Origin of the sequence: Flavobacterium sp. UBA6195 (assembly GCF_002422095.1) — a bacterium.
Taxonomy (GTDB): domain Bacteria; phylum Bacteroidota; class Bacteroidia; order Flavobacteriales; family Flavobacteriaceae; genus Flavobacterium.
This window is the reverse complement of record NZ_DITB01000103.1, coordinates 1-25,799: the sequence shown is the minus strand read 5'-3', so window position 1 is coordinate 25,799 and position 25,799 is coordinate 1. Positions and strand designations below refer to the sequence as shown.

General features: G+C 33.6%; 23 protein-coding genes and 1 tRNA gene. 9 read left to right on the top strand and 15 right to left on the bottom strand.

Translation table 11 applies throughout. From position 1 onward, the window contains the following. Positions 1-22: 22 nt before the first annotated feature. Together B4I81_RS09415 and B4I81_RS09410 are read right to left on the bottom strand one after the other, a co-directional pair. Positions 23-373 carry a DUF2200 domain-containing protein gene (locus B4I81_RS09415; protein WP_291110000.1) on the bottom strand — a complete coding sequence of 117 codons (351 nt, stop codon included), beginning with the start codon at positions 371-373 and terminating at the stop codon, positions 23-25. Further along, complete coding sequence (locus tag B4I81_RS09410; protein ID WP_291109998.1) at positions 374-1,021, bottom strand: endonuclease III domain-containing protein; 648 nt, start codon at positions 1,019-1,021, stop codon at positions 374-376. Between the two features lie 96 nt (positions 1,022-1,117). Here B4I81_RS09410 and bcp point away from each other — a divergent pair, with 96 nt between their 5' ends. After that, positions 1,118-1,570: a thioredoxin-dependent thiol peroxidase gene (bcp, locus tag B4I81_RS09405; RefSeq protein ID WP_291109995.1), complete on the top strand. Its 453-nt coding sequence runs from the start codon at positions 1,118-1,120 to the stop codon at positions 1,568-1,570. 62 nt (positions 1,571-1,632) lie between these two features. Here the strand turns inward: bcp and B4I81_RS09400 are convergent, their stop codons facing one another. The 8 genes from B4I81_RS09400 to B4I81_RS09365 all read right to left on the bottom strand — a co-directional run bounded on the left by B4I81_RS09400 (position 1,633) and on the right by B4I81_RS09365 (position 15,868). Beyond that, a complete protein-coding gene (locus tag B4I81_RS09400; protein WP_291109993.1) occupies positions 1,633-3,423 on the bottom strand; it encodes an acyl-CoA dehydrogenase family protein in 1,791 nt (596 codons plus the stop codon). A 137-nt stretch (positions 3,424-3,560) separates the two neighbouring features. Further along, positions 3,561-4,745 (bottom strand): acetyl-CoA C-acyltransferase, encoded by a 1,185-nt coding sequence (locus tag B4I81_RS09395; protein ID WP_291109990.1) that lies wholly within the window; start codon positions 4,743-4,745, stop codon positions 3,561-3,563. A gap of 3 nt (positions 4,746-4,748) precedes the next feature. Next, positions 4,749-7,139 (bottom strand): 3-hydroxyacyl-CoA dehydrogenase/enoyl-CoA hydratase family protein, encoded by a 2,391-nt coding sequence (locus B4I81_RS09390; RefSeq protein ID WP_291109986.1) that lies wholly within the window; start codon positions 7,137-7,139, stop codon positions 4,749-4,751. Between the two features lie 18 nt (positions 7,140-7,157). After that, on the bottom strand, positions 7,158-7,598 hold the full coding sequence (locus tag B4I81_RS09385) for a MarR family winged helix-turn-helix transcriptional regulator (protein ID WP_291109984.1): 441 nt from the start codon (positions 7,596-7,598) through the stop codon (positions 7,158-7,160). Between the two features lie 127 nt (positions 7,599-7,725). Next, positions 7,726-9,501: an AMP-dependent synthetase/ligase gene (locus tag B4I81_RS09380; protein WP_291109982.1), complete on the bottom strand. Its 1,776-nt coding sequence runs from the start codon at positions 9,499-9,501 to the stop codon at positions 7,726-7,728. Positions 9,502-9,624: 123 nt separating this feature from the next. Then, on the bottom strand, positions 9,625-10,404 hold the full coding sequence (locus B4I81_RS09375; protein ID WP_349678573.1) for an EamA family transporter: 780 nt from the start codon (positions 10,402-10,404) through the stop codon (positions 9,625-9,627). A gap of 150 nt (positions 10,405-10,554) precedes the next feature. Then, positions 10,555-14,220, bottom strand: a complete 3,666-nt coding sequence (gene purL, locus B4I81_RS09370) for a phosphoribosylformylglycinamidine synthase (protein ID WP_291109978.1) — start codon at positions 14,218-14,220, stop codon at positions 10,555-10,557. 85 nt (positions 14,221-14,305) lie between these two features. Beyond that, the gene (locus tag B4I81_RS09365; RefSeq protein ID WP_291109975.1) at positions 14,306-15,868 is read right to left on the bottom strand and encodes a right-handed parallel beta-helix repeat-containing protein; all 1,563 of its coding nucleotides are present in this window, start codon (positions 15,866-15,868) and stop codon (positions 14,306-14,308) included. Between the two features lie 134 nt (positions 15,869-16,002). Between B4I81_RS09365 and B4I81_RS09360 the strand changes: the two genes are divergently transcribed. From B4I81_RS09360 to B4I81_RS09345, 4 genes are all read left to right on the top strand, one after another. After that, positions 16,003-16,428, top strand: coding sequence for a PaaI family thioesterase (locus B4I81_RS09360; RefSeq protein WP_291109973.1), 426 nt, complete (start codon positions 16,003-16,005; stop codon positions 16,426-16,428). Then, on the top strand, positions 16,428-17,462 hold the full coding sequence (locus B4I81_RS09355; protein WP_291109971.1) for an isochorismate synthase: 1,035 nt from the start codon (positions 16,428-16,430) through the stop codon (positions 17,460-17,462). The genes B4I81_RS09360 and B4I81_RS09355 overlap by 1 nt, the downstream gene beginning before the upstream one ends. A gap of 30 nt (positions 17,463-17,492) precedes the next feature. After that, positions 17,493-18,209 carry a bacillithiol biosynthesis deacetylase BshB1 gene (gene bshB1, locus B4I81_RS09350; protein WP_291109969.1) on the top strand — a complete coding sequence of 239 codons (717 nt, stop codon included), beginning with the start codon at positions 17,493-17,495 and terminating at the stop codon, positions 18,207-18,209. Between the two features lie 74 nt (positions 18,210-18,283). Continuing rightward, positions 18,284-18,359: transfer RNA gene (locus B4I81_RS09345), tRNA-His, on the top strand. A gap of 128 nt (positions 18,360-18,487) precedes the next feature. On the opposite strand, the gene B4I81_RS09340 is transcribed toward B4I81_RS09345, so the two are convergent. From B4I81_RS09340 to B4I81_RS09330, 3 genes are read right to left on the bottom strand one after another with little or no spacing between them, the layout of a single operon-like run. Further along, positions 18,488-19,054 carry a YceI family protein gene (locus B4I81_RS09340; protein WP_291109967.1) on the bottom strand — a complete coding sequence of 189 codons (567 nt, stop codon included), beginning with the start codon at positions 19,052-19,054 and terminating at the stop codon, positions 18,488-18,490. Positions 19,055-19,086: 32 nt separating this feature from the next. Continuing rightward, positions 19,087-19,719, bottom strand: coding sequence for an NAD(P)H-dependent oxidoreductase (locus B4I81_RS09335; RefSeq protein ID WP_291109965.1), 633 nt, complete (start codon positions 19,717-19,719; stop codon positions 19,087-19,089). Positions 19,720-19,734: 15 nt separating this feature from the next. Next, positions 19,735-20,187, bottom strand: a complete 453-nt coding sequence (locus B4I81_RS09330) for a MarR family winged helix-turn-helix transcriptional regulator (RefSeq protein WP_291110020.1) — start codon at positions 20,185-20,187, stop codon at positions 19,735-19,737. Between the two features lie 129 nt (positions 20,188-20,316). Here B4I81_RS09330 and B4I81_RS09325 point away from each other — a divergent pair, with 129 nt between their 5' ends. Continuing rightward, complete coding sequence (locus tag B4I81_RS09325) at positions 20,317-20,625, top strand: rhodanese-like domain-containing protein (protein ID WP_291109964.1); 309 nt, start codon at positions 20,317-20,319, stop codon at positions 20,623-20,625. 67 nt (positions 20,626-20,692) lie between these two features. Here the strand turns inward: B4I81_RS09325 and B4I81_RS09320 are convergent, their stop codons facing one another. Together B4I81_RS09320 and B4I81_RS09315 are read right to left on the bottom strand one after the other, a co-directional pair. Beyond that, positions 20,693-21,304, bottom strand: a complete 612-nt coding sequence (locus B4I81_RS09320; protein ID WP_291109962.1) for a hypothetical protein — start codon at positions 21,302-21,304, stop codon at positions 20,693-20,695. A gap of 137 nt (positions 21,305-21,441) precedes the next feature. Continuing rightward, a complete protein-coding gene (locus B4I81_RS09315) occupies positions 21,442-22,119 on the bottom strand; it encodes a Crp/Fnr family transcriptional regulator (RefSeq protein ID WP_291109960.1) in 678 nt (225 codons plus the stop codon). A gap of 110 nt (positions 22,120-22,229) precedes the next feature. Between B4I81_RS09315 and B4I81_RS09310 the strand changes: the two genes are divergently transcribed. From B4I81_RS09310 to B4I81_RS09300, 3 genes are all read left to right on the top strand, one after another. Beyond that, the gene (locus B4I81_RS09310; protein ID WP_291109958.1) at positions 22,230-24,605 is read left to right on the top strand and encodes a heavy metal translocating P-type ATPase; all 2,376 of its coding nucleotides are present in this window, start codon (positions 22,230-22,232) and stop codon (positions 24,603-24,605) included. Between the two features lie 90 nt (positions 24,606-24,695). Then, positions 24,696-24,893, top strand: coding sequence for a cbb3-type cytochrome oxidase assembly protein CcoS (gene ccoS / locus B4I81_RS09305; protein WP_026726106.1), 198 nt, complete (start codon positions 24,696-24,698; stop codon positions 24,891-24,893). 2 nt (positions 24,894-24,895) lie between these two features. Then, positions 24,896-25,799: cbb3-type cytochrome c oxidase subunit I (locus B4I81_RS09300; protein WP_291109955.1), on the top strand; the 904-nt coding region annotated here is incomplete at its 3' end.

Here is a 25,799-nt window from a genome sequence, read left to right as displayed (position 1 = left end):
TCAAAGAGATTTGAGGCATTTTTTATTTTCGTAAAATTTTTTCCATTGTTTTTCCTTTAGCTAATTCGTCAATTAGTTTGTCCAAATAACGTACTTTTTTCATTAATGGATCCTCAATTTCTTCAATTCTATAACCACAAATAACACCTGTAATTTTAGAAACGTTTTCGTTTAATTTTGGTGCTTGCTCAAAAAAAGTTTCAAAATCTACTTTTGTGTCTATTTGGTTTTGAAGTTTTTCTAGTGTGTAACCCGTTAACCAACAAATAATTTCATCGACTTCCACTTTCGTGCGATTCTTTTTCTCAGCCTTGTTTATGTAATGTGGGTAAACACCAGCAAAGATCATATGATTTATGCTTCTTGATGCCATTTATTTTTTAATTTCATTAATAACACTTTTTCTTCCAATTGTTCTCGTAATAATATCTTTTTCTAAATTCCAGCCACGCGCTGGAGAATACTCACGTCCGTACCAAATAATTTGTAAGTGTAAGTCGTTCCAACATTCTTTAGGAAAAATTCTTTTGGCATCTTTCTCGGTTTGTTGTACGTTTTTACCATTGGTTAATCCCCAACGATACATCAATCGATGAATATGTGTATCTACAGGAAAAGCCGGAACTCCAAAAGCTTGACTCATGACTACACTCGCCGTTTTGTGCCCTACAGCTGGTAAGGCTTCTAAAGCTTCAAAACTTTGTGGTACTTCGCCATTATATTTTTCAATTAAAATTTCGGATAAACCGTGAATTCCTTTCGATTTCATAGGCGATAATCCGCACGGGCGAATGATTTCTTTAATTTCTTCTACACTCATTTTTAGCATATCAAACGGATTATCTGCTTTCGCAAATAAAATTGGCGTAATTTGATTTACGCGAACATCAGTACATTGTGCAGAAAGTAACACGGCAATCAGTAGAGTGTAGGGATCTTTATGGTCTAACGGAATTGGAATTTCAGGATATAATTCATTTAACGTATTTATAACAAATGTTACCTTCTCGCTTTTGGTCATTTTTAACTAAATTTGATTCGTAAAGTTATAAAGTAATAGCGCAATATCAAAATTCATTTTTAAAGATGAGTTTTTAACCTTTTAAACTATAAATAAATGACAACATTAAAAGCAGGAGATAAAGCCCCTAATTTTTCAGGATTAGACCAAAATGGAGCTACTCATACATTAGCTGATTACAAAGGAAAAAAACTAGTAGTCTTCTTTTATCCAAAGGCAAGTACGCCAGGTTGTACAGCAGAAGCTTGCGATTTAAGAGATAATTATGCTCGTTTTCAAGCGAATAATTATGCTTTGTTAGGCGTAAGTGCTGATAGTGCGAAAGCGCAAGCGAAGTTTATTGAAAAATATGAGTTACCTTTCCCGTTGTTAGCCGATGAAGATAAATCAGTGATTCAAGCTTTTGGCGTTTGGGGACCAAAGAAATTCATGGGTAAAGAATATGATGGAATTCACAGAACCACTTTTGTAATTGATGAAAACGGAATTATCGAAGAAGTAATTTCGGATGTAAAAACAAAAGCACATGCTGCTCAGATTTTAAAATAATAAAAAACCATTCGCCAAGGCGAATGGTTTTTTTAAACAAACTAAACCAATTAATTGCTGTATTAGAAAGCGTATTTGTTTTCGCTAATAATTTTTGCAGCAATTTTTTCACGAAGTGCTACCACATTTGGCATATTCGTATATTTTGTAAATCGTTTTAATCCCATTAACATCATACGTTGTTCGTCGCCTTCAGCAAAAGAAACGATTCCTTCTTTTCCTTTTTGGTTTACGATATCTACTGCATGATATAAGTATAATTTTGCCATAGCAATTTGCTCCTGAACTTTATCTTCGCCTTCTTTTTTAGCTAATTTCTCTGTTCTAAGAATAGTACTTTCAGCCATGTAAATTTCGATTAAGATATCAGAAGCCGCCATTAATAATTGTTGGTGTGATTCTAATTCTGCTCCGTATTTTTGAACTGCAGCACCCGCAACCATTAAGAATACTTTTTTCAATTTAGCAATCATTTCCTTTTCTTCAGCAAATAATTCTGAATAATCTGGAACATCGAATGATGGAATTCCCATTAACTCTTCAGCTACAGCCATCGCTGGACCTAATAAATCAACGTGACCTTTCATTGCTTTTTTAACTAACATACCAACTGATAACATTCTGTTGATTTCGTTAGTTCCTTCGTAAATTCTAGCGATACGAGCATCTCTCCAAGCACTTTCCATAGGAGCGTCTTCTGAGAATCCCATTCCACCAAAAATTTGAATTCCTTCATCTGTACATGCTTGAACATCTTCAGAAACGGCTACTTTCAAGATAGAACATTCGATTGCGAATTCTTCAACACCTTTTAATTCTGCTTCTTGGTGCGAGTTTCCTTCGCTTACTCTAATATTAATTCTGTTTTCAATATCTGCAGCCGCTCTATACGTTGCACTTTCACCAGCATATGCATTAGTTGTCATTTCAGCAATTTTAGCTTGAATTGCTCCAAAACTTGAAATAGGAGTTTTAAACTGAACTCTTTCGTTAGCATATTGAACAGCTCCAGAAATTGTTCTTCTTTGTGCTTCTAAACAAGCAGCAGCTAATTTAATACGTCCAACATTTAAAGCATTCATGGCAATTTTAAAACCTTCACCACGTCCAGCCAACATGTTTTCAACTGGAACTTTTGTTTCGTTAAAGAAAACTTGACGCGTTGAAGAGGAACGAATTCCTAATTTGTGTTCTTCATCTCCTAACGAGATTCCGTTTGATGGATCATTTTCAACGATGAAACCCGTGATGTTTTTGTCATCTTCAATTCGAGCAAAAACGATGAATACATTACAGAAACCTGCATTTGAAATCCACATTTTTCCTCCAGTGATTTTATAATGTGTTCCATCTTCAGAAAGAACTGCTTTTGTTTTTCCTGAATTTGCATCAGATCCTGCTCCTGGTTCTGTTAAACAGTAAGCTCCAAACCATTCGCCAGAGGCTAATTTTGGTACATATTTTTGTTTTTGTTCTTCTGTTCCGTATAACGTAATTGGCATTGTTCCAATTCCAGTGTGCGCTCCAAAAGCAGTTGAAAACGAACCTGTTGCTCCCGAAATATAATCACAAACCAAAACAGTATTGATGAATCCCATTTCCATACCACCGTAAGCAGCTGGAACCGCAACGCTTAAATAACCAAGTTCACCCGCTTTACGCATTACTTCTTCTGTAAGTGCATAATCTTTCTTTTCGAAACGCTCTTTGTTTGGCCATAATTCTTTGTCTACGAATTCGATTACCGAATCACGCATCATAATTTGTTCTTCATTGAAGTCTTCTGGTGTGAAGATGTCTTCGCATTTTGTTTCTTTTACAAGGAATTGTCCTCCTCTGATGATATCTGACATAATTAGCCCCCTATCCCCCAAAGGGGAAACCTATTAGGGGTCAATAGGGTTTAAATTTTACAATATAATTTTTTTTATAGTATTTCAGTATAATGTATAACCACAATCCATATTCCCCCTTTGGGAGTTAGGGGGCTTTACTTCAAAAATTCAAAAATTCCTGCAGCACCTTGACCTGTTCCAACACACATTGAAACGATTCCGTATTTGCTGTTTCTCAAGCGCATTTCGTCAAACAATTGAACGGATAATTTAGCTCCAGTACAACCCAGTGGGTGACCCAAAGCGATAGCTCCACCATTAACATTTACGATTTCAGGATTTAAACCTAATTCTCTCACAACTGCTAATGATTGTGCTGCGAAAGCTTCGTTTAATTCAATTAAATCGATTTGATCTTGTTTTAGTCCCGCTTGTTTTAATGCTTTTGGAATAGCAGTAACTGGTCCAATACCCATGATTCTTGGTTCTACTCCTGAAGCAGCGTAGCTAACCATTCTTGCAATTGGTTCTAAGTTTAATTCTTTTACCATTTCTTCGCTCATGATTAAAACGAAAGCCGCTCCATCACTCATTTGTGAAGAGTTTCCAGCGGTAACCGAACCATCAGCAGCGAATACTGGTCGTAATCCTGTTAAAGCTTCTACTGAAGTTCCAGCTCTTGGACCTTCGTCTTTATTCACTACATAAGATTTGGTTTCTTTTTTACCGTTTTCATTGATAAATGTTTGTTCTACAGTTATAGGAACAATTTGTTTATCAAATTTGCCTTCTGCTTGTGCTTTTAACGCTTTTATATGTGATTGATAAGCAAACTCATCTTGATCAGCACGAGAAACGTTAAATTGTTTTGCAACTGCTTCAGCCGTTAATCCCATTCCCCAATAATAATCTTCGTGACCTGCAGCAGCCACTTTGTAATCTGGTGTTGGTTTGTAACCTCCCATTGGAATGTAACTCATGCTTTCTGCACCACCAGCAATGATACAATCTGCCATTCCTGATTGAATTTTAGCTGTTGCCATTGCGATAGTTTCTACACCAGAAGCACAATATCTGTTTACTGTAACTCCAGGAACATCGGTAATTTTTAATCCCATTAAAGAAATTAAACGACCAACGTTTAAACCTTGTTCAGCTTCTGGCATGGCATTTCCTACCATCACGTCATCAATACGTGTTTTGTCGAAATCAGGCAACTCTTTCATCATGTGTTCGATGGTTTCTGCTGCTAATTCGTCAGGTCTTTTGAATCGGAATAATCCTTTTGGAGCTTTTCCAACTGCTGTTCTATATCCTTTTACTATATATGCTGTTCTCATTTCTTAGTTTCTTAATGGTTTCCCTTTGGTTAACATGTACTGAATTCTTTCTAAAGATTTTCTTTCCCCAGTTAATGATAAAAATGCTTCTCTTTCTAAATCCAATAAATATTGTTCAGAAACTAAAGTTGCTTCTGATAAATCGCCACCAGCCATTACATAAGCCAGTTTGTTAGCAATTTTCTTATCATGTTCAGAAATGTATTTACCAGCTTCCATTTGGTCAGTTCCCACTAAGAACATTCCCAATGCTTGTTTTCCTAATACTTTGATGTCTTTTCTTCTTACTGGTTGCGTATAACCTTGTTCTGCCATTTGTAAAGCCACTTGTTTAGCTGTTGCAATTTGGCGGTCTTTGTTTACCACTACGATATCTCTTCCTTTTTGTAAAACTCCCGTATCAAAACCTTCGTAAGCTGAAGTAGCTACTTTTGCCATACCAACAGTTAAGAAATATTCTTGTAAAACATTCAATTCTACATCGTTTTTACGGAATAAATCAGAAGCTCTTAAAGCCATTTCTTTAGAACCACCACCACCAGGAATTACTCCAACACCAAATTCTACTAATCCGATGTATGTTTCTGCTGCGGCAACAGCTCGGTCAGCGTGCATAGTTAATTCGCAACCGCCACCTAAAGTCATTCCGTGAGGAGCAGCGATAACTGGAATTGCAGAATAACGGCAACGCATCATCGTGTCTTGGAACATTTTGATGGCCATGTTTAATTCGTCATATTCTTGCTCTACAGCCATCATGAAAATCATTCCTAAATTTGCTCCAACAGAGAAATTAGCACCTTGATTTCCAATAACTAAACCATTGTATTCTTTTTCAGCAATGTCAATAGCTTTGTTGATTCCTTGTAAAACACCAGCACCGATAGAATTCATTTTAGAGGTAAATTCTAAGTTGATGATTCCATCACCTAAATCGGTAATGATTGCATCGCTGTTGTTCCATATTTTTTTGCTTTCGCGAATGTTATTTAAGATAATGAAAGCATCCTGACCTGGAATTTTCTCTACTTTTTTGTTTGTGATAGAGTAGAAGTGCGTTGCTCCATCTTTAATAGAATAGAAAGAAGTGTTTCCTGAAGCTAACATATCGGTTACCCAAGAAGCAGGTTGGTAACCTTCCGCTTTCATCAATTCGATTCCTTTTTCAACTCCAATAGCATCCCAAATTTCGAATGGACCGTTTTCCCAACCGAAACCAGCTTTCATAGCATCGTCGATTTTGTAGAACGCGTCTGTGATTTCAGGAATTCTGTTTGAACAATATTGGAACATTGAAGCGAAGTTTTTTCTATAGAAATCTCCTGCTTTGTCTTTTCCTGTAACTAAAACTTTGAATCTGTCGATTGGTTTTTCAATCGTTTTGGTTAATTCTAAAGTTGCGAAAGAAGCTTTTTTATTTGGTCTGTAAGTTAAAGTATCTAAATCTAAAGTTAAGATATCTTTTCCTTCTTTTTTGTAGAAACCTTGTCCGGTTTTGCTTCCTAACCATTTGTTTTCCATCATTTTGTTAACAAATTCAGGAAGTTTGAATAATTCATGTGCTTCGTCGTTTGGACAATTTTCATAAATTCCATTAGCCACGTGAACCAAAGTATCTAAACCAACTACATCAACTGTTCTAAAAGTTGCCGATTTTGGACGACCAATTACTGGTCCAGTTAATTTATCAACTTCTTCAACCGTTAATCCCATTTCTTTTACTTGGTGGAATAAACTTTGAATTCCGAAGATTCCAATTCTATTTCCAATAAAAGCTGGAGTATCTTTAGCAACCACTGAAGTTTTTCCTAAGAATTTTTCACCATAACCATTCAAGAAATCTAATACTTCTTGTGAAGTTTTTGGTCCAGGAATAATTTCAAATAATTTTAAGTAGCGAGCAGGGTTAAAGAAGTGCGTTCCACAGAAATGCTGTTGGAAATCTTCGCTTCTTCCTTCGCTCATAAATTGAATTGGAATACCAGAAGTGTTTGATGTTACTAAAGTTCCTGGTTTTCTATATTTATCAACTTGTTCAAAAACAATTTTCTTGATGTCTAATCTTTCTACAACTACTTCAATAATCCAATCGGCAGTTGCGATTTTTGACATATCATCAGTAGTGTTACCAGTAGAAATTCTTGAAGCAAAACTTGGATGATAAATAGGAGAAGGCTTCGATTTTAAAGCGTTAGCTAAATGATCATTAACTAATCGGTTTCTAACGGCTTTACTTTCAAGAGTTAGTCCTTTTTTCTGTTCGGCTTCGGTTAGTTCGTTTGGAGCGATGTCTAATAGTAAGACTTCGACACCAATATTAGCAAAATGGCAAGCGATACCACTTCCCATAATTCCGGAACCAATAACAGCAACTTTTTTAATATTTCGTTTCATGTTTATAGGTTTGTTGTTTTATTTGTCGTTATAGATCTTTTTGTCTGCAATCAATTCGTTTATGATTTCGGCAACTTCCATAAAGTGTTGTAGTTTTTCTTCACTTATATGTTGCTTTACCGTTTCATTAAAACGAAGTACGGTTTCTTTAGAAAGTTCTCTTTTTTCTTTCCCTTCTTTGGTTAGTTGTATAATTACGCCACGACCATCAGTTGGATTTTTTTTACGAGTAATTAGTCCTCGTTCTTCCATTGATTTTAGTGTTCTAGTTAAGCTTGTAGCTTCCATTCCCATTTTTGGTCCTAAAGTTGTTGATGGTGAACCATTTTCTCTATCAATACTTAAAAGTGCAAAACCTGTTGCCATTGTAGCATTATATTTAGCAGCTTCTTCATTATACATTCGTGCAACTGCTTGCCAAGTTGCTCTAAGTATATAGTCTATTGTTTTATCTTTCATAGAATTACTATCTAAACTTTTTCAAATATAAAAAAAAAATACTATGCACGCATAGTATTTTTTGTGTTTTTTGTAAAATTTAACATTTATATAAAGTAAAGCCCACTATTTGTGGGCTTTAAAAAAATTATCCATATATCTTTTGATATAAATCAGAATATTTTTCTTTGATAATTTTACGTCTTAATTTCATAGTTGGTGTTAAGTGACCTGCATCGATAGACCAAATATCTGGTGTAAGTTCAAAACGTTTTACTTTTTCCCAGTTACCAAATTTTTCGTTACAGTGATCAATTTCTTCTTGAATTCTCTCTATAACTTTTGAATTAGCGCACAATTCTTCATTAGAAGCTCCAACATTTAAATCATGATGGCGATGTGCCCATTCTCTAACAAATTCGAAATTAGGTTGAATAAAAGCGGCTGGCATTTTTTCGCCATCACCAATTACCATAATTTGCTCTATGAAACGAGATTGTTTGAAAGCATTTTCTAAAATCTGAGGAGCTACATATTTTCCACCAGAAGTTTTGAACATTTCTTTTTTACGATCGGTAATTTTTAGGAAACCATCAGAATCGATTTCACCAATATCACCCGTATGGAAATAACCATCTTTTAAAACATCTGCAGTTTGAGTTTCGTCTTTGTAATACCCCATCATTACATTTGGACCTTTACATAAGATTTCGCCATCTTCTGCAATTTTAACTTCAACTCCATTTAAAATTTTTCCAACGGTTCCTACTCTGAACCCACCATTTCTCATGTCGTTTACTGAGATTACAGGAGAAGTTTCAGTTAAACCATAACCTTCCATAACTGGAATATTAGCTGCACAGAAAACTTTTGTTAAACGAGATTGTAACGCAGCACTTCCTGAAACTAATAATTCTAATTCGCCACCTAGACCTTCTTGCCATTTAGAGAAGATTAATTTGCGAGCTATTTTTAATTTGAATTCGTAGAAAGCTCCATTTTGTTTATATGGTTTGTAATCCATACCTAAATTTAAAGCCCAGAAGAAAAGTGCCTTTTTAATTCCTGTTAAATCAGCTCCTTTAGCATAAATTTTGTCGTATACTTTTTCTAATAAACGAGGAACCACAGACATTACGTGAGGTTTTACTTCTTTTAAGTTATCTGAAATTTTCTCAATACTTTCAGCGAAGTAGATAGATATACCATAATATTGGTATAAATAGGTTAACATTCTTTCAAAGATGTGACAAATAGGTAAGAAGCTTAAAGCTCTTGTATCACCTGCTCTTAATGGAACTCTAGGCGCACTCATTAAAACATCGGAAACTATATTTTGATGAGATAACATAACACCTTTAGGTCTTCCTGTTGTTCCAGAAGTATAGATAATTGTTGCTAAATCAGTTGTAGCAACATTATTTTTTCTATCTTCAACTAAATGTTGGTTTGAAGTATCAGCTCCTAATTCTAAGATTTCTTTCCAACTTTTGCATCCTGCAATATCATTATAAGAGAAAACATCTTTTAGTAAAGGTACATTTGCTTTAATACTTTGTAATTTTTCATATACCTCAAAATCAGATACAAAAACATATTGCGATTCTGAATGATTCAAAATGTACTCATAATCTTCAGCAGAAATGGTTGGGTACATTGGAACTGTTTGCGCTCCAGTTTGAAGAACTCCAATATCTGTAATGTGCCATTCCGTCCTGTTATTTGATGAAATGATGGCTATTTTATCATTTTTATTTACTCCTAATCGAAGTAAACCTCTTGAAAGAGCATTGGCTTTATCTAAATACTCTTGAGTGGATGTTTTTATCCACTGTCCGTCGTATTTTGTAACTAAAGCATCCTTTAAATTATACTTTTCTAATTGATGATAAGGAAAGTCAAATAAGCGTGTTATATTATTCATAATTCGCAATTGTTATTTTATGCAAATTATAAAAATAAAATTAATTAAACAATTTTTTAAATAATTGATAATCTATAAGTTAGTATTTTGACAAAAATAAAATACTATGCTTGCCTACTAATTTTAATAAAATTGTGAAAATGTTATAAAAATTATTGAAATTATAGCAAGCAAAATTCCTAAATAGTTCCATTTAGTCATTTTTTCTTTAAAAAGTAAGATTCCCGTTAAACTTCCTAAAATAATTACGCCCATATTCATACCTGCAAATACTGTTGACGGATTTTCGGATAAGGCTTTGTGCGCTTTTAAATAGAATAAAATATTTCCAAAATTTAAAATTCCTAGAGCCAATCCCCAAAGTATATTTTTTGATTCTAACTTTACTTTTTGAACCAGAATTATTCCAATTAGAAATAAAATCGAAATTATAAATGCACCACAAAAAATAATGAATAAGGAAGTTGTAAAACTAAAATCTTTAAAAACGGCAACTTTCTTAAATAGGATGTCAATAATTCCAAATCCTAACAAAACCAATAAAGGATAAACCCAATTATCCGATTTACTTTCTGATTTTTTATTCAAAGTGAAGAATATAGCAGAAAAGCCTACTGTAAAACCAATAATTTTAAGTTGACTAAACGTTTCATTAAATAAAAAGTAAGAAGCGGTTAACGGAATAAACAACGATAATCTTTGGGCAATATCGGTTTTTACAATTCCGACTTCTTTAATGGATTTGGCTTGAATTAAAAATACAATTGGTAATAAAATAGCTAATCCTAAGAAAAGCGTATAAGGAATCGTTTTTTCTTTGAAGGTTAATTCAGGTTGGTAAGTTAAAAAGGTGAGGAGTAAAGCCGAAAAATAATTAAACGTAATAATTTGAAATATATTCAATTGAAATCTTTTGGCTATTTTTAAAAATATCCCAACAGTTACACTACAAATTACGCTTAGAATGACAAACCACATTATTATTTAATTTTACACAATAGTACAAAAAAAGCATCTTAATTAAAAGATGCTTTTTTATAAAGTTTGGATAAATTATTTTTTATTTTCAATCCATTTTCTAGCATTCACAAAAGCTTCTAACCAAGGTGAAACTTCGTCTTTTTGCCCTCTTTCCGGATAATGTGCCCAGTTCCAAGGGAAAGTCGAACGCTCAATGTGTGGCATCATTACCAAATGTCTTCCAGTAGTATCACACATCATAGCCGTGTTGAAATCAGAACCATTTGGATTCGCTGGATAGCCTTCGTAAGCGTATTTCGCTACTATATTATATTTATCTTCTGAATATGGTAATTTGAATTTTCCTTCTCCATGTGAAATCCAAACACCCAAAGTTGTTCCTTCTAACGTTGATAACATAACCGAATTGTTCTTCTGAACCGTTACCGAAGTAAAGCCACTTTCGTGTTTGTTTGAAGTATTGTGGTGCATTTTTCCGTGAACTTCGTGTTCTGGATTGATCAATTCTAATTCCATTAATAACTGACAACCATTACAGATTCCCACTGAAAGTGTGTCCTCGCGTTTGTAGAAGTTTTTCAATGCATTATTGGCTTTTTCGTTGTATAAAAACGCTCCAGCCCAACCTTTAGCCGAACCTAAAACATCCGAATTCGAAAATCCTCCAACTGCTCCGATGAATTGAATATCTTCTAAAGTTTCTCTTCCCGAAATTAAATCGGTCATATGTACATCTTTTACATCAAATCCAGCTAAGAACATTGCATTTGCCATTTCACGTTCAGAATTACTTCCTTTTTCACGAATAATTGCTGCTTTTGGTTTCTCGACTCCGCTCGAAATGACAGGTAATTTACCTGTAAAATGCGATGGGAAAGTGAATTGTAATTTTTGGTTTTTGTAATTTTCAAAACGTGCTTGTGCCATTCCGTTTTTAGATTGTTTTGAATCTAAAAGGAAAGATGTTTTGTACCAAGTATCTCTTAAAGTTGCAATACTGAATGTCAAACTATCTTCACCATTAATAATGGTAAACGCATCGCCATCAATTGCTGAACCAATTTTGAAAATCTCAATATTATGTTGGGCAAAAATTGCTTCCACTTCAGCACTCGCTTGGAAAACAACACCGATATTTTCATTAAATAAAGCTTTAACCGTATCTTTTTCTCCTAATGAAGTCAAATCGATTAATGCTCCTAATTTATCATCTGCAAAACACATTTCTAATAAAGTTGTGATTAAACCACCGCTTCCAATATCATGTCCTGCTTTAATTTTTCTGTCTTTGATTAAATCTTGTAAAACGTTGAATGCTTTTTTGAAGAATTCTGAATTTTGAATCGTTGGAACGTCATTTCCAATTTTATTCAACACCTGAGCAAACGAACTTCCGCCTAATTTAAACGAATCTTGTGATAAGTTGATGTAGTAAATGTTTCCGCCATTTCTTTGTAAAACTGGTTCTACTACTTTAGTAATGTTTGAACAATTTCCAGCTGCTGAAATAATAACCGTTCCTGGCGCAATTACTTCATCATTTGGATATTTTTGTTTCATTGAAAGTGAATCTTTTCCGGTTGGAATATTGATTCCCAATTCAATAGCAAAATCAGAACATCCTTTTACTGCTTCATATAAACGAGCATCTTCCCCTTCATTTTTACAAGCCCACATCCAGTTGGCTGATAAAGAAACCGATTGTAAACCATCTTTCAATGGCGCCCAAACGATATTTGATAACGCTTCAGTAATAGCAGTTCTTGAACCCGCAACAGGATTCACTAAAGCAGAAATAGGTGAGTGTCCAATTGAAGTCGCAATTCCCTCTTTTCCTTTGAAATCTAATGCCATTACACCGACATTGTTTAAAGGTAATTGTAATGGACCCACACATTGTTGTTTTGCTACACGTCCGCCTACACAACGGTCCACTTTGTTGGTTAACCAATCTTTACAAGCTACGGCTTCTAATTGTAAAACCTGACTTAAGTAGCTTCCTATATTTTCTTTTGAATATTCTAAATCTGAATAGTTTGTAGCAACGGTTTTATCCGTCATAATGGTTTTTGGCGAACTTCCGAAGAAATCCTCCAAAGCATAATCCATTGGTTTTACACCTGTAGATTTTGATTCGAATGTAAATCTATGGTCATTCGTAACATCACCCACTTGATACATTGGAGAACGCTCTCTGTCGGCAATTCTTTGTAAAGTTTCAATATCTTTTTCGCCAATTACTAATCCCATTCTTTCTTGCGATTCGTTTCCGATGATTTCTTTAGCAGAAAGTGTAGGGTCGCCAACTGGTAATTTATCTAAATCGATTAATCCTCCGGTTTCTTCCACTAATTCAGAAAGACAATTTAAATGTCCACCCGCACCATGATCGTGAATCGAAACAATTGGATTGTTGTCACTTTCTACCAAACCACGAATGGCGTTAGCAGCACGTTTTTGCATTTCGGGATTCGAACGTTGGATCGCATTTAATTCAATTCCTGAACCAAAAGCTCCTGTATCTGCTGAAGATACTGCAGCACCACCCATTCCAATTCTATAATTTTCTCCACCTAAAATAACGATTTTATCGCCAGTCGTAGGTTTCTTTTTAATCGCTTGATCTAATTTTCCGTAACCAATTCCACCCGCTTGCATGATAACTTTATCATAACCAATTTTACGATTGTTTTCCTCATGTTCGAACGTTAAAATAGAACCTGTAATTAAGGGTTGTCCAAATTTATTTCCAAAATCTGAAGCTCCGTTTGAGGCTTTAATTAAAATATCCATTGGCGTTTGGTACAACCAAGGTCTTTCTTTCATTCCTTTTTCCCATGGACGCGTTTCTTCTAAACGAGAATAAGAAGTCATGTAAACGGCAGTTCCTGCTAAAGGTAACGAACCTTGTCCACCAGCTAAACGGTCACGAATTTCGCCTCCTGAACCGGTTGCAGCTCCATTGAAAGGTTCTACTGTTGTTGGGAAATTATGTGTTTCTGCTTTTAAAGAAAGTACCGAATCAAATTCTTTTTCTTGGTAGAAATCTGGTTTGTCGGCGCTTTTTGGTGCGAATTGGGTTACTTTCGGACCTTTTACAAAAGCTACATTATCTTTATAAGCGGAAACAATATCGTTTGGATTGGTTTCCGATGTTTTCTTAATTAATTTGAATAAAGAAGTTGGTTTTTCTTCGCCATCAATCACAAAGGTTCCATTGAAAATTTTATGACGACAGTGCTCTGAATTCGCTTGTGAGAAAGCAAAAATTTCAGAATCCGTTAATTTTCTTCCTAATTTAGTGGAAAGATTATTCAAATAGTCCACTTCTTCTGGACTTAATGCTAAACCTTCTGATTTATTGTATGCGTCAATATCCTCAATATCTAAAATTGGTTCTGGTTGGATATTAATCGTATATATTTCTTGATTTAACTCCGAATACTTTTGAGACAGCATTGGGTCGAAATCATTAAAATCGGCAGCTACTTTTTCAAATTCCTCAATACGAATGATGCCTGAAATTCCCATATTTTGCGTAATTTCTACAGCATTGGTACTCCAAGGCGTAATCATAGCGGCACGTGGTCCAACAAAAAAATCCGACAATACGGATTTTTCTATTTTATGTGCGTTGCCAAAAAGCCAATTTAATTTGTTGATGTCTTCAGTCGATAATTCGTTTTGCGTTTGAACCGCAAATACGGTGTTGGATTGGTTTCCGAAGAAATGAATCATTGTGTGTTGTTGTTTGTGTGTTGTTGAAAGTGCAAATTTATTCTAAAAAATAGAACAAACAAAATAATATATAGATCAGTTTAAATTAATCAAATGTGGTCCAATTGTAAGCGCCCATATCAGTTGCACCGTTTCTTTGATTGTTTAATATGTCATTGAATGTAGAGTAAGTGTTATCTGCAGTTCCTTTTGCAGCTGAGTTTTCTCCTATAATCAATTTATTGTTTCTAGCATCTTTAAAATCAGGATTATTGTTAGTCGAACTTCTTGCAATTAAGCAAGTATCAAATAAATTGATATTAGAAAAATCATAAAGTTCATTGTTGATAAATTGATTGCTAAAATCGGCAAACTTTATTAATGAGTGATCAAACTTGTAATTAAAATTTTCATTACTTTTTTTCAAAACAATTCCAAAATTGCTAGATGTATGAATAATACAGTTTTTAAAATTGGCTTTAGTCAATGTTGTAGTCGTTGTACCATTATTTTCATTACTCAATAACACTGCGGTTTGATTTGGTGTTGGCCAATAATTAGCAAACGTACAATGAATAAACTCATAACTTCCACCATAACTTCCTGCAAATGAAATTTGGCCACAATTATTAATAACAACATTTCTTCCTTCTATATTTCCATCTCGGGCTAAAATACCCACATTTGAACAATTGTAAATCTGTGTGTTTTCGATATTTAAAGTAGGAGTAGAAGTTTCATCGTTTCCGGTAACTAACATTCCAACAGTTGCATTTTTTATAGTTAAATTTTTAATTTGATTATTTGTGCTTCCTTGTGAAAACCAAATAGTTCCCCATTGACCAGGAACTTCAGAAAAATTAGGTTCTAAACGATCGCCTTCAAAAATAACTTCATTTTCTAAAGCTTCTGTAGTTGAAGGACTACCATTAACTTGAATAGATGCATTATTAGCCACTATTAAACCTGATTCGGCATGGAAATGTACTCTTGCTCCTGCATCTACGACAAGTGTTTTATTCGATGGGACAGCGGCATAACCGTAAACAACATAAGGTTTGGTGTTAGTCCAATGCAATTCGTTTCCATTTGCTGGATGAGTTTCTTCCAAAAATCTACCTCGTATTGAAATAGGATTTCCATCTCCATCGACACCCAAATTTAATTCATCATAAGTATAGGTTTCATCTGGATTTTGAACTCTTCCAGGATAAATAAAATAAGCATCTTGAATTAGAGTAACCAACTCCACTTTTTGATGATTCGGATTGGTTTCATCTCCAAATAAAATTTTATCGGTATATAGAAAATCGGAAGGATTAGCGTCGGCAACCTCGGCAGTAACCGAAACGAAAATATACATACTATCTTTTGCCAAAATTTCAACATTTTCAAACACTTGCCCCGCCATTCCATCTACCATTAAACGGTATTTTGATGCTGTTCCATCTTTTAATCTAAGTGATGGAATTGAAATGTTTTTACTACTTCTATTGTACACTTTCAACGTATAAGTACTCGAGCCAATATTAGTAAAAACAGTGTCCAAATACACCGTATCTTTTGAAAATTCTAAACCACCTGTTTTAGATTCAAATTCAAAATCGTTTCTACAAGAAGTTAATGAAACGGCAAATCCAATTAGTATTAAAAGTAATAAACGACGCATGTAAAGTTAATTTTGGTAAATGTAATTATTAATTTTAAATCTATAAAATCAAAAATGGATTAAAATAACTATTAAAACGTTAAATCTGTTGAAATATTCTATTCGGAATGATTAATTTTACAAAAAATAAAGTTATGATGTTTGATAGAGAAAAAATGTTGCAATTGTGTAACGATTGGAGCAAAAATACTTTAATGAATACCTTAGATATTGTTTATACTGATGCTGGTGAAGATTTCTTAACTGCAACTATGCCAGTAAATCCAAGAGTGCATCAACCAATGGGATTATTACATGGGGGAGCAACAGTTGCTTTAGCAGAAAGTGTAGGAAGTGCCGCTTCTTTAATGTTTGTAAATCCAGAAAAGCAAGAAGTTCGTGGTATCGAAATTTCTGCCAATCACTTGAAAAGTAAAAGAGAAGGAATGGTAACAGCTACGGCAAAAATCATTCATAAAGGTGCAAGTATTCATTTGTGGGAAATTAGAATTGTAGACGAAGACGGAAAGTTAATTTCGCTTTGTAAATTAACCAATATGGTATTATCGAGAAGACAATAATGCAAGTTTTTGAAGAAATACAAGCTTTATTTTCGCAACAAAAATCGTTTGTTTGCTATGTAAAACCTAATGAAAACGTTTGGAATTTACTGGTACAACAAAATGATGAAATTATTGATTTCATCTGTCAAGCCGGATTTGTTTTTATGCCATTTCATAAAGGAAATCAAGTCATAATTCCGTTTGAAGGGAATACCTTTTCACAAGGAAATCTTGAAAATTTAGAGAAAAAATCTACTGAAAATTTCACTTCTGAAAGTAATCAAAAAGAGGCTTTTGAAGATTTAGTTTCAAAAGGAGTTTTGGCTATTCAACAAGGTCAATTTGATAAAGTAGTTTTGTCTCGAAAAATAGTTTTAAAAGAGCAAATTTCAATTATTGAAACCTTTCAGAGCTTGATTTCAACTTATCCAACGGCTTTTCGCTATTTGTTTTTTCATCCTAAAATTGGTTTATGGATGGGAGCTACGCCAGAGCAATTAGTAAAAATCAATCAAAATCAGTTTGAAACGGTGGCTTTAGCAGGAACACAATTGTATTCGGAAAATGTAATTTGGGCCACCAAAGAAATCGAAGAACAACAATTTGTAACGGATTATATTGTAACTAAAGTAAAAGATAAAATAAATAATCTTATTGTTTCTGATGCTAAAACAGTTAAAGCTGGAAATTTAGCGCATTTAAAATCGTTTATTTCGGGTGAATTAACTCCTGATTTTCAAGCGAATGATTTGATAAAAGCGTTACATCCAACACCAGCGGTTTGTGGTTTACCCAAAGTACAAGCCATCGATTTTATTCTGAAAAATGAAGGTTATAATCGAAAATATTACGCGGGATTTTTAGGTGAATACAATAAAGACAATCAAACCGATTTATTCGTAAATTTACGCTGTTTAGAAGTAGAAAATGATGTTGTAACTATTTACGTAGGTTGTGGCATCACAAAAGACAGCAATCCTGAAAAGGAATTTATTGAAACAGAAAACAAATCCATGACCATGAGAAATATTTTAGTTTCCAAAACCTTTTAAACTCTTAAACGATAAACTTATAAACTAAAAATGAAATTAGATATATTAGCTTTTGGAGCGCATCCAGATGATGTAGAATTAGGTTGTAGCGGCACGATTGCCAAAGAAGTTAGCCTTGGAAAGAAAGTCGGGATTATCGATTTAACTCGTGGTGAGTTAGGAACTCGTGGTTCGGTGGAAATTCGTAATTCGGAATCGGCTAAGGCTTCAGAGATTTTAGGAGTTGTGGTGCGTGAGAATTTAGATATGCGTGATGGTTTTTTCGTAAATGATGAAGCACATCAATTGAAAGTAATTGAAATGATTCGCAAATACCAACCTGAAATCGTCTTGTGTAACGCCGTTAAAGATAGACACATTGATCATGGAAAAGGAAGTAAATTAGTTAGCGATGCTTGTTTTCTATCAGGTTTACGCCAAATTAAAACCGAGTTAAATGGCGACGCGCAAGAAGCATGGCGACCAAAAGTAGTGTATCATTACATCCAATGGCAAAATATTGAACCTGATTTTGTAGTAGATATTTCGGAATTTATGGATAAAAAAATGGATTCTGTGTTGGCTTATGGTTCGCAGTTTTATGATCCAAATTCAAAAGAACCGGTTTCACCAATTACTTCAAAAAACTTTTTAGATAGTGTAAAATATCGTGCTCAAGACCTTGGAAGGCTAGTTGGAGTAGAGTATGCAGAAGGTTTTACTACTGAAAGATATTTGGCTGTCAATAGCTTAGGCGATTTGAAATAAAATTGTAGTAAAAAAGTAAAAAAAATCTTTGCAAGATAGAAGTAAACCCCTATATTTGCACTCGCAAAACAAATGGTGATTGTAGCTCAGTTGGTTAGAGCGTCGGATTGTGGTTCCGAAGGTCGCGGGTTCGAGACCCGTCTTTCACCCTTAACATTGGAAAGCTTCGAGGAAACTCGGAGCTTTTTTTATTGTATGTGTTGAAATAGTATCAAATAAAAAAAGCCCTGAATTACAACAAGGCTTTTTTGTTTTTCATAGCAATATTTCCCACGTAATTAGAACGCTAACTTAACAGTTAAATCAAAATCGTCATAAATAACTTTATCACCTAAATCGCTGAAAAAGTTTCCAGATTTATAAGTGATATCATATTTAGTTCTATCTACTTTTAATGTAGTTGTAGCTGAATTTGCAGCAACCGCTAAATCAAATTTAATAGATTCTGTTTTTCCTTTGATTGTTAAATCAGCAGTTACAGCGTAAACGCCATTACCTTTTTCTCCAAGAGATTTGATAACTAAAGTAGCAGTTGGGAATTTTTCAACACCAAAGAAATCATCCGATTTTAAGTGACCATCTAAGTTTGCTTTTCCTTTTCCTTCTAAGTCTGTTGTATTAATAGTAGTCATGTCAACTGTAAAGTTTCCACCTACTAATTTTTTCCCTTTGAAAATTAAAGTTCCTTCTTTTAAAGTAATTGTACCTTCGTGAGAACCTGTTACTTTTTTACCAACCCAGTTGATAGTACTTTTTGAAGCATCAACTTTTTTACTTGTTTGTGCATTAGTTGCAAATGATACGAAAGCTACAAGAGCTAAAGCGATTGATTTGAAATTTTTCATGTTTAAATTGTTTTAAATGTTAAAGGTTATAATTAAATAGTAATAAATAATTCTTGTTTTGGTTTTCTAACTTTTGCATAGTGTTGCGTTGCGTCATCTTCATGACGGTATCCAACAGCTGCTACTAATGAAGCGTTTAATCCTAATGCGTTTAATCCTAAAATTTCATTGTATTTTTCTGGTTCAAAACCTTCCATTGGCGTAACGTCAATTTTTAATTCAGCTGCAGCATTTAAAAGATTTCCTAAAGCTAAATACGTTTGCTTTGAAGTCCAAACTGCTTTTTGCTCCACTGGCAACGGCACAATTTTAGATTTCATAAAGTCAGAATACCCTTTTAAGTCTTCAGTTGAAATGCCTCTAGTTTGTGCAATGTTTTGAACGTATTCGTCAATATGTTTTTCTTGTACATCAACTACATTAGCAAATACCAACAGGTGAGAAGCCTCAACAATTTGTGATTGACCCCAAGAAACTGGCTGTAATTGCGCTCTAACTTCTGGATTTTCGATAATAAATACTTTATATAATTGTAAACCATAAGAAGACGAACTCAATTGGATTGCATCTTTTAAAGTTTCTAAATCTGATGCTGATACTTTTTTGTTAGCATCGAATTTTTTAGTAGCATAACGCCATTTCTGATTTTCTATAAAATTTGTCATAGTAATTTTTGGGTTTTAATTTCTAAATTTTTCAAGCAATTCGTTTAATAATTCTAATTCTGCAACAGTCAAATTGTGAGAAAAAGAGCGCTCGTGAGCTTCCACTAAAGGATCCAACTGCAATAAAAGTTCCAAACCTTTCTCTGTAATGGTAATTTCCATTTTACGGCGATTGATTGGGCAAACTTCTCTAAGCACTAATTCTTTTAATAACAATTTGTCAACTAAACGTGTGGTGTTACTGGTTTTCGCTATCATGCGTTCTTGTATCATACACATGTTAGCAGGCTTTCCTTTCTGACCTCTTAAGATGCGTAACACATTAAATTGTTCAGGGGAAAGGTCAAATGGCTTTAATATCTCATTAAACTTTTCCGAAATGACATTTTGAGTGTACATTACATTCAGTAATGTTTTCTTCTCTAGTGCCAATGGCGAGTTAGGTTTTATGATTTCTTCTATTCTCATTTGATGTTGTAAAATTTGTATGTACAAATGTAGTTAACTATTTTATTTGTATGTACAAATGTTTGATAAATTTTTGTTAAAGTTTTAAAATTGCATTTTTTGATAGTACTTTTGGGAAAAAAAGATACAATGACAAACTTAGATCAAAATACATGGTGGAACCAGTTTTTGCAAGATGAAAACGGTGTTATATTAGATGTTCGTACCGAAGACGAATTTAACGATGGGTATATTCCAGGTGCTATTAATATTGATATCTATAAAGGACAAGGTTTTATCTATAGAGTAGAGGAGTTAGACAAATCGAAAAACTATTATGTGTATTGCGCGGCTGGTGTACGTAGTGCCAATGCTTGTAACGCCATGGAACAATTAGGTTTTGAGAATACCTTTAACTTAGTAGGTGGATTTTCTAATTGGGAAGGACCAACAGAATAAAAAGAAATCCGCTGATGAGCGGATTTTTTTTGGAATTGAATATAATCCTAATCTGATTTGGCAAAAGTTACCTGTATTGAATGAAGTTCTTTTTGAATTCTTGAATTTCGTTATAATCTGATATATTCAAAATATCGATTAAATTTAAAAAGTGTAATTTACCTTGTTTAGAGTATTCAATCAATGTGTCCTTAACATTTAAGATGTCATGTTCAAAAACTTGTTGAAAGTTATATTTAAATTTTTCATTATTATGAAGAATTATTTCAATGAAATTCGTTGTTCCGTTTTTAACGCTACCATCTGGATCAACATATCCAGATATTTCTAATTGACCATAATAATCACCTCCGTTGATTTCTATTTTCTTTATTGAATCTATTAAAAATGTCTTATTGCCTGCTATTATTTTGTCACTATATAATTCTAGGTAACCATCAAACTTTCCAATAATTGGTTTTTTTCTCAAAAAAAATGTCAGTTTCAGTAGAAATAAAATAAATATTGCAATAACAACGCATCCCAATATTAATTCTTTAAAAAAAGTTAATTGATTTTCATCTGTAAATGATGAAATAGTCCAATAAATTAATATAAGTAAAAACATTAGTGCTAGCAAAGTGTCCACTTTTGTAAAGTGATATTTTTTTGTCTTTGTAAATATTTTGAATTTATTCATTTCGAGTCTTAAATTATGTGATTCTACGCTAGTTTTATCATCAAAATGTCAGATGCACTGCAAAGTATCTTTCTCCAAAAACACTAAAAAATCTTACAATTTCACCCAACAAAAAATCCGCTCTTCAGCGGATTCTCTTATGTTAATCGTTTTAATTTATTTTTATCTAACAGTGTAATCTTTTTACCCGTTAATTCAATATAATCTGATTTATTTAACTCAGATAACAATCGAATACAACTTTCAGTTGCGGTTCCAATCATTCCCGCTAATTCTTCTCTAGATAGTTGGATACGTAAGCTACCATCTTCGTTTTTACCAAAGGTATCTTCTAAGTAAATTAAAGTTTCGGCTAAACGTTGGCGAACCGTTTTTAGTGCCATGTTTACCATGTGATCATCGGCTCCTTTTAAATCATCGCAAATAGTGCGCATCACATTCATTGAAAACTGATTGTTTTGCGTAAAGAATTGCATGACTTCGCTACGAGGAATAAAACAAACTTCCATATCTTCTAAAGCAACAGCACTTAAATTAGCAGGTTCGTCACTAATCATCGAACGTTGGCCTAATAATTCGCCTGGTTTTACCAATTTTACAATTTGGTCTTTTCCGTTATCGCTTAATTTAGACAATTTACAAACGCCATCTTTGATGCAGTAAATACCATTAGTTACTTCTCCTTCTTCAAAGATAGGTTCCCCTTTTTTTATAGTGTAAGATGTTTTGCATTCGGCCATACGAATTAATTCATCTTTATTTAAGGCTTTTAATGAACTAAATTGCCTCACAATACACTGTTCGCATTTACCCATAGTAAGATTTTGTTTAATGTGTTTACAAAATTACAAAAATGTATGACAATTATCATATTTTGATTTATATTTATAAAAGAACTTTGTCACAGGTAAAATGAGCAAATTATATGGACACAGAAAATTGTTTCCATTGTGGTAATGAAATAGTAAAAAAAGACGAGATTGTATTTGACGAAAAGAAGTTTTGTTGCAATGGTTGTAAAACCGTATACGAAATTTTTAGTCAAAACGACTTAACGTGTTATTATGATTTTCAGGCAGCACCCGGCGCCACTCCACAAGACATTCAGGGCAAATATGACTTTTTAGACAATGAAGAAATTGTTACTAAATTATTGGAATTCCAAGAGCGTACAACACACATTGTTTCACTCTACATTCCTCATATACATTGTAGTTCGTGTATTTGGATTCTGGAAAATTTACAAAAACTTCAATCAGGAATAAACGCTTCGCAAGTTAATTTTGGCGAAAAGAAAGTCCGAATTACGTTTAATCCCGAACAAACTTCTTTAAAAGATATCGTCTATTTATTGAGTTCGATAGGTTACGAACCTTATATTTCATTAGAAAATTTTGATGAAGGCAAGAAAAAAATCGACCGAACTTTAATCTATAAAATAGGAGTAGCGTTTTTCTGTTTTGGAAACATCATGCTGCTTTCGTTTCCCGAATATTTTGAAGTAGAAGAATATTGGATTGACCAATACCGCGGATTTTTCCGTTGGTTGATTTTCGGATTGTCGCTTCCTACATTTATTTATTCGGCTTCTGGATATTACGTTTCCGCTTGGAAAAGTATGAAATCAGGCTTGTTGAATATTGATATTCCAATTGCTTTAGGAATTGTGGTGATGTTTGTAAGAAGTACGGTAGATATCGTTTTCGATTACGGACAAGGATTCTTCGATAGTATGGCTGGGTTGATTTTCTTTATGTTATTAGGAAAATTATTTCAGAAGAAAACTTACGATTTCCTTTCGTTTGAGCGCGATTATAAATCGTATTTTCCAATTGCAATTACAAAGGTTTTACCAAATGGAGAAGAAGAATCGGTTCAAGTATATGATATTCAAAAAGGAGACAGATTATTAATTCGAAATCAAGAGTTAATTCCAGTAGATGGGATTTTAATTTCCGAAAAAGCATCTATCGATTATAGTTTCGTAACAGGTGAAGCTGTTCCAATTGAGAAAAAATCAGGCGATAAAGTCTTCGCTGGTGGAAAACAAATGGGAAAAGTAATCGAAATGGAAGTATTGTTTTCGGTTTCCCAAAGTTATTTAACCCAATTATGGAGTAACGATGTCTTCCAAAAAAGAGTAGAGCAACAACACAAAAATATAACAGATAGAATCAGTCGTTATTTCACGCCAGCTTTATTGGCTTTAGCGGTCGTTTCCTTTACTTATTGGATTTTCATAGATGTTCAAACCGCTTTTAATGTTTTCACTGCGATTTTGATTGTGGCGTGCCCGTGTGCTTTGGCATTAACGGCTCCGTTTACATTAGGAAACGTGTTGCGAATTCTAGGCAAGCGAAAATTATATTTGAAGAATGCTTTAGTTGTAGAACAATTGGCTAAAGTAGATACGATTGTTTTCGATAAAACAGGTACGATTACAACCAATAAAAAAACAGCAATTACTTACGAAGGAACCGAATTAAATGCTTCCGAATTAAGACTATTGAAAAACGTTTTACGTGGTTCGAATCATCCATTAAGTAGAAGATTATACGATTTTATTCCAAATCAAGAAAAAGTAGAAACTTCAAGTTTTGAAGAAATTATTGGAAAAGGAATTTTCGCTGAAATCGAAGGAAATACCATAAAATTAGGTTCGTCACAATTTCTAAAAACCATGACCGAAAACACGCATAAGAAAACCAAAGTGCATGTGGAAATTAATGGCGTTTACAAAGGAAGTTACGTCTTCAATAATCAATACAGAAAAGGTTTAGAGGAATTGTTCGCTGATTTGGCTAAACATTACAATTTGGTGGTTCTATCGGGTGATAATGATGGTGAAAAGAGAATTTTAGAAAAAATGTTGCCAGCGAAAACTACTTTAGTTTTCAATCAAAAACCCGAGCAAAAACTACAATACATTGAACAATTACAAAAAGAAGGCAAAAATGTCATGATGGTAGGGGATGGGTTAAATGATGCTGGCGCATTAGCGCAAAGTAACTTGGGATTATCTATTTCTGAAAATGTAAATGTGTTCTCTCCCGCGTGTGATGGGATTTTAGATGCAACACAATTCGATAAAATTGCTTTTTTTATGCAATATTCTAAGAATGCAATGAAGACGATTTATATGAGTTTTGGACTTTCTTTATTATATAATGTTGTAGGACTAAGTTATGCCGTAACTGGAGCTTTAGATCCTATTGTAGCAGCTATTATAATGCCGCTCAGTACAATAACAATTGTAAGTTTTGTAACAATTCTTACAAATTTGTATGCTGGAAAGAAATAAATTTATTAAATTTAAGAAAATTTTAATACATGATAAAAATCATGTTTTATAAAAACGAGTGGAAGTAACTTTGTTAACACAATTTAAGGTATGAGTGTCATTTATTTATTAATCACAATTAGTATAGTAGTAGCGATTGTCTTTTTAGGTGCTTTTATAAAAGCAGTTAAAAGTGGACAGTACGATGATGACTATACACCATCGGTCAGAATGTTATTTGATGATGAAATAGTGAAAAAAGAAAATCCTAACAAATTAATACAAACAGAAAAACAAAAATCAATCTAATTATGGAGAAGCAACAATTTTATTACGACAACAAAATTGTAAGGAATTTCCTCTACGCTAGTATAGTCTTTGGTGTAGTGGGGATGTTAGTGGGGCTTATTTTAGCTTTCCTATTTTTGTTTCCAAACTTAACCAGCGGCATATCGTTTTTAAGTTTTGGACGCTTAAGACCTTTACACACCAATGCAGTTATTTTTGCCTTCGTTGGAAACGCAATGTTTGCAGGTATTTATTACTCAATGCAGCGTTTATTAAAAGCAAGAATGTTTAGCGACCTTTTGAGTAAAATTCATTTTTGGGGTTGGCAGTTAATTATAGTTGCTGCAGCCATCACTTTACCATTAGGTTATTCCACTTCTAAAGAATATGCTGAATTAGAATGGCCAATCGATATTGCAATTGCACTTATTTGGGTAGTTTTTGGTATCAACATGATTGGAACCATTATTAAAAGAAGAGAACGTCATATTTATGTGGCTATTTGGTTTTACATTGCAACATTTGTAACAGTTGCGGTACTTCACATCTTTAACAGTTTAGAACTACCTGTTTCGTTATCAGGAATGAAATCATATTCAATTTATGCAGGTGTTCAAGATGCTTTAGTACAATGGTGGTACGGACACAATGCGGTAGCATTCTTCTTAACTACACCATTTTTAGGAATGATGTATTACTTCGTACCTAAAGTAGCAAATCGTCCTGTATATTCTTATAGATTATCAATTATCCACTTTTGGTCGTTAATCTTCATTTACATTTGGGCTGGACCTCACCACTTATTATATACTGCTTTACCTGACTGGGCTCAGAATTTAGGAGTTGTTTTCTCTGTGATGTTGATTGCCCCATCTTGGGGAGGTATGATTAATGGTTTATTAACCTTAAGAGGTGTTTGGGATAAAG

Excerpts from the sequence above, each read along its gene's own strand:
- B4I81_RS09415 (WP_291110000.1), bottom strand. The coding sequence starts at position 373 with ATGGCATCAAGAAGCATAAATCATATGATCTTTGCTGGTGTTTACCCA.
- B4I81_RS09410 (WP_291109998.1), bottom strand. The coding sequence starts at position 1,021 with ATGACCAAAAGCGAGAAGGTAACATTTGTTATAAATACGTTAAATGAA.
- bcp (WP_291109995.1), top strand. The coding sequence starts at position 1,118 with ATGACAACATTAAAAGCAGGAGATAAAGCCCCTAATTTTTCAGGATTA.
- B4I81_RS09400 (WP_291109993.1), bottom strand. The coding sequence starts at position 3,423 with ATGTCAGATATCATCAGAGGAGGACAATTCCTTGTAAAAGAAACAAAA.
- B4I81_RS09395 (WP_291109990.1), bottom strand. The coding sequence starts at position 4,745 with ATGAGAACAGCATATATAGTAAAAGGATATAGAACAGCAGTTGGAAAA.
- B4I81_RS09390 (WP_291109986.1), bottom strand. The coding sequence starts at position 7,139 with ATGAAACGAAATATTAAAAAAGTTGCTGTTATTGGTTCCGGAATTATG.
- B4I81_RS09385 (WP_291109984.1), bottom strand. The coding sequence starts at position 7,598 with ATGAAAGATAAAACAATAGACTATATACTTAGAGCAACTTGGCAAGCA.
- B4I81_RS09380 (WP_291109982.1), bottom strand. The coding sequence starts at position 9,501 with ATGAATAATATAACACGCTTATTTGACTTTCCTTATCATCAATTAGAA.
- purL (WP_291109978.1), bottom strand. The coding sequence starts at position 14,220 with ATGATTCATTTCTTCGGAAACCAATCCAACACCGTATTTGCGGTTCAA.
- B4I81_RS09365 (WP_291109975.1), bottom strand. The coding sequence starts at position 15,868 with ATGCGTCGTTTATTACTTTTAATACTAATTGGATTTGCCGTTTCATTA.
- B4I81_RS09360 (WP_291109973.1), top strand. The coding sequence starts at position 16,003 with ATGATGTTTGATAGAGAAAAAATGTTGCAATTGTGTAACGATTGGAGC.
- B4I81_RS09355 (WP_291109971.1), top strand. The coding sequence starts at position 16,428 with ATGCAAGTTTTTGAAGAAATACAAGCTTTATTTTCGCAACAAAAATCG.
- bshB1 (WP_291109969.1), top strand. The coding sequence starts at position 17,493 with ATGAAATTAGATATATTAGCTTTTGGAGCGCATCCAGATGATGTAGAA.
- B4I81_RS09340 (WP_291109967.1), bottom strand. The coding sequence starts at position 19,054 with ATGAAAAATTTCAAATCAATCGCTTTAGCTCTTGTAGCTTTCGTATCA.
- B4I81_RS09335 (WP_291109965.1), bottom strand. The coding sequence starts at position 19,719 with ATGACAAATTTTATAGAAAATCAGAAATGGCGTTATGCTACTAAAAAA.
- B4I81_RS09330 (WP_291110020.1), bottom strand. The coding sequence starts at position 20,187 with ATGAGAATAGAAGAAATCATAAAACCTAACTCGCCATTGGCACTAGAG.
- B4I81_RS09325 (WP_291109964.1), top strand. The coding sequence starts at position 20,317 with ATGACAAACTTAGATCAAAATACATGGTGGAACCAGTTTTTGCAAGAT.
- B4I81_RS09320 (WP_291109962.1), bottom strand. The coding sequence starts at position 21,304 with ATGAATAAATTCAAAATATTTACAAAGACAAAAAAATATCACTTTACA.
- B4I81_RS09315 (WP_291109960.1), bottom strand. The coding sequence starts at position 22,119 with ATGGGTAAATGCGAACAGTGTATTGTGAGGCAATTTAGTTCATTAAAA.
- B4I81_RS09310 (WP_291109958.1), top strand. The coding sequence starts at position 22,230 with ATGGACACAGAAAATTGTTTCCATTGTGGTAATGAAATAGTAAAAAAA.
- ccoS (WP_026726106.1), top strand. The coding sequence starts at position 24,696 with ATGAGTGTCATTTATTTATTAATCACAATTAGTATAGTAGTAGCGATT.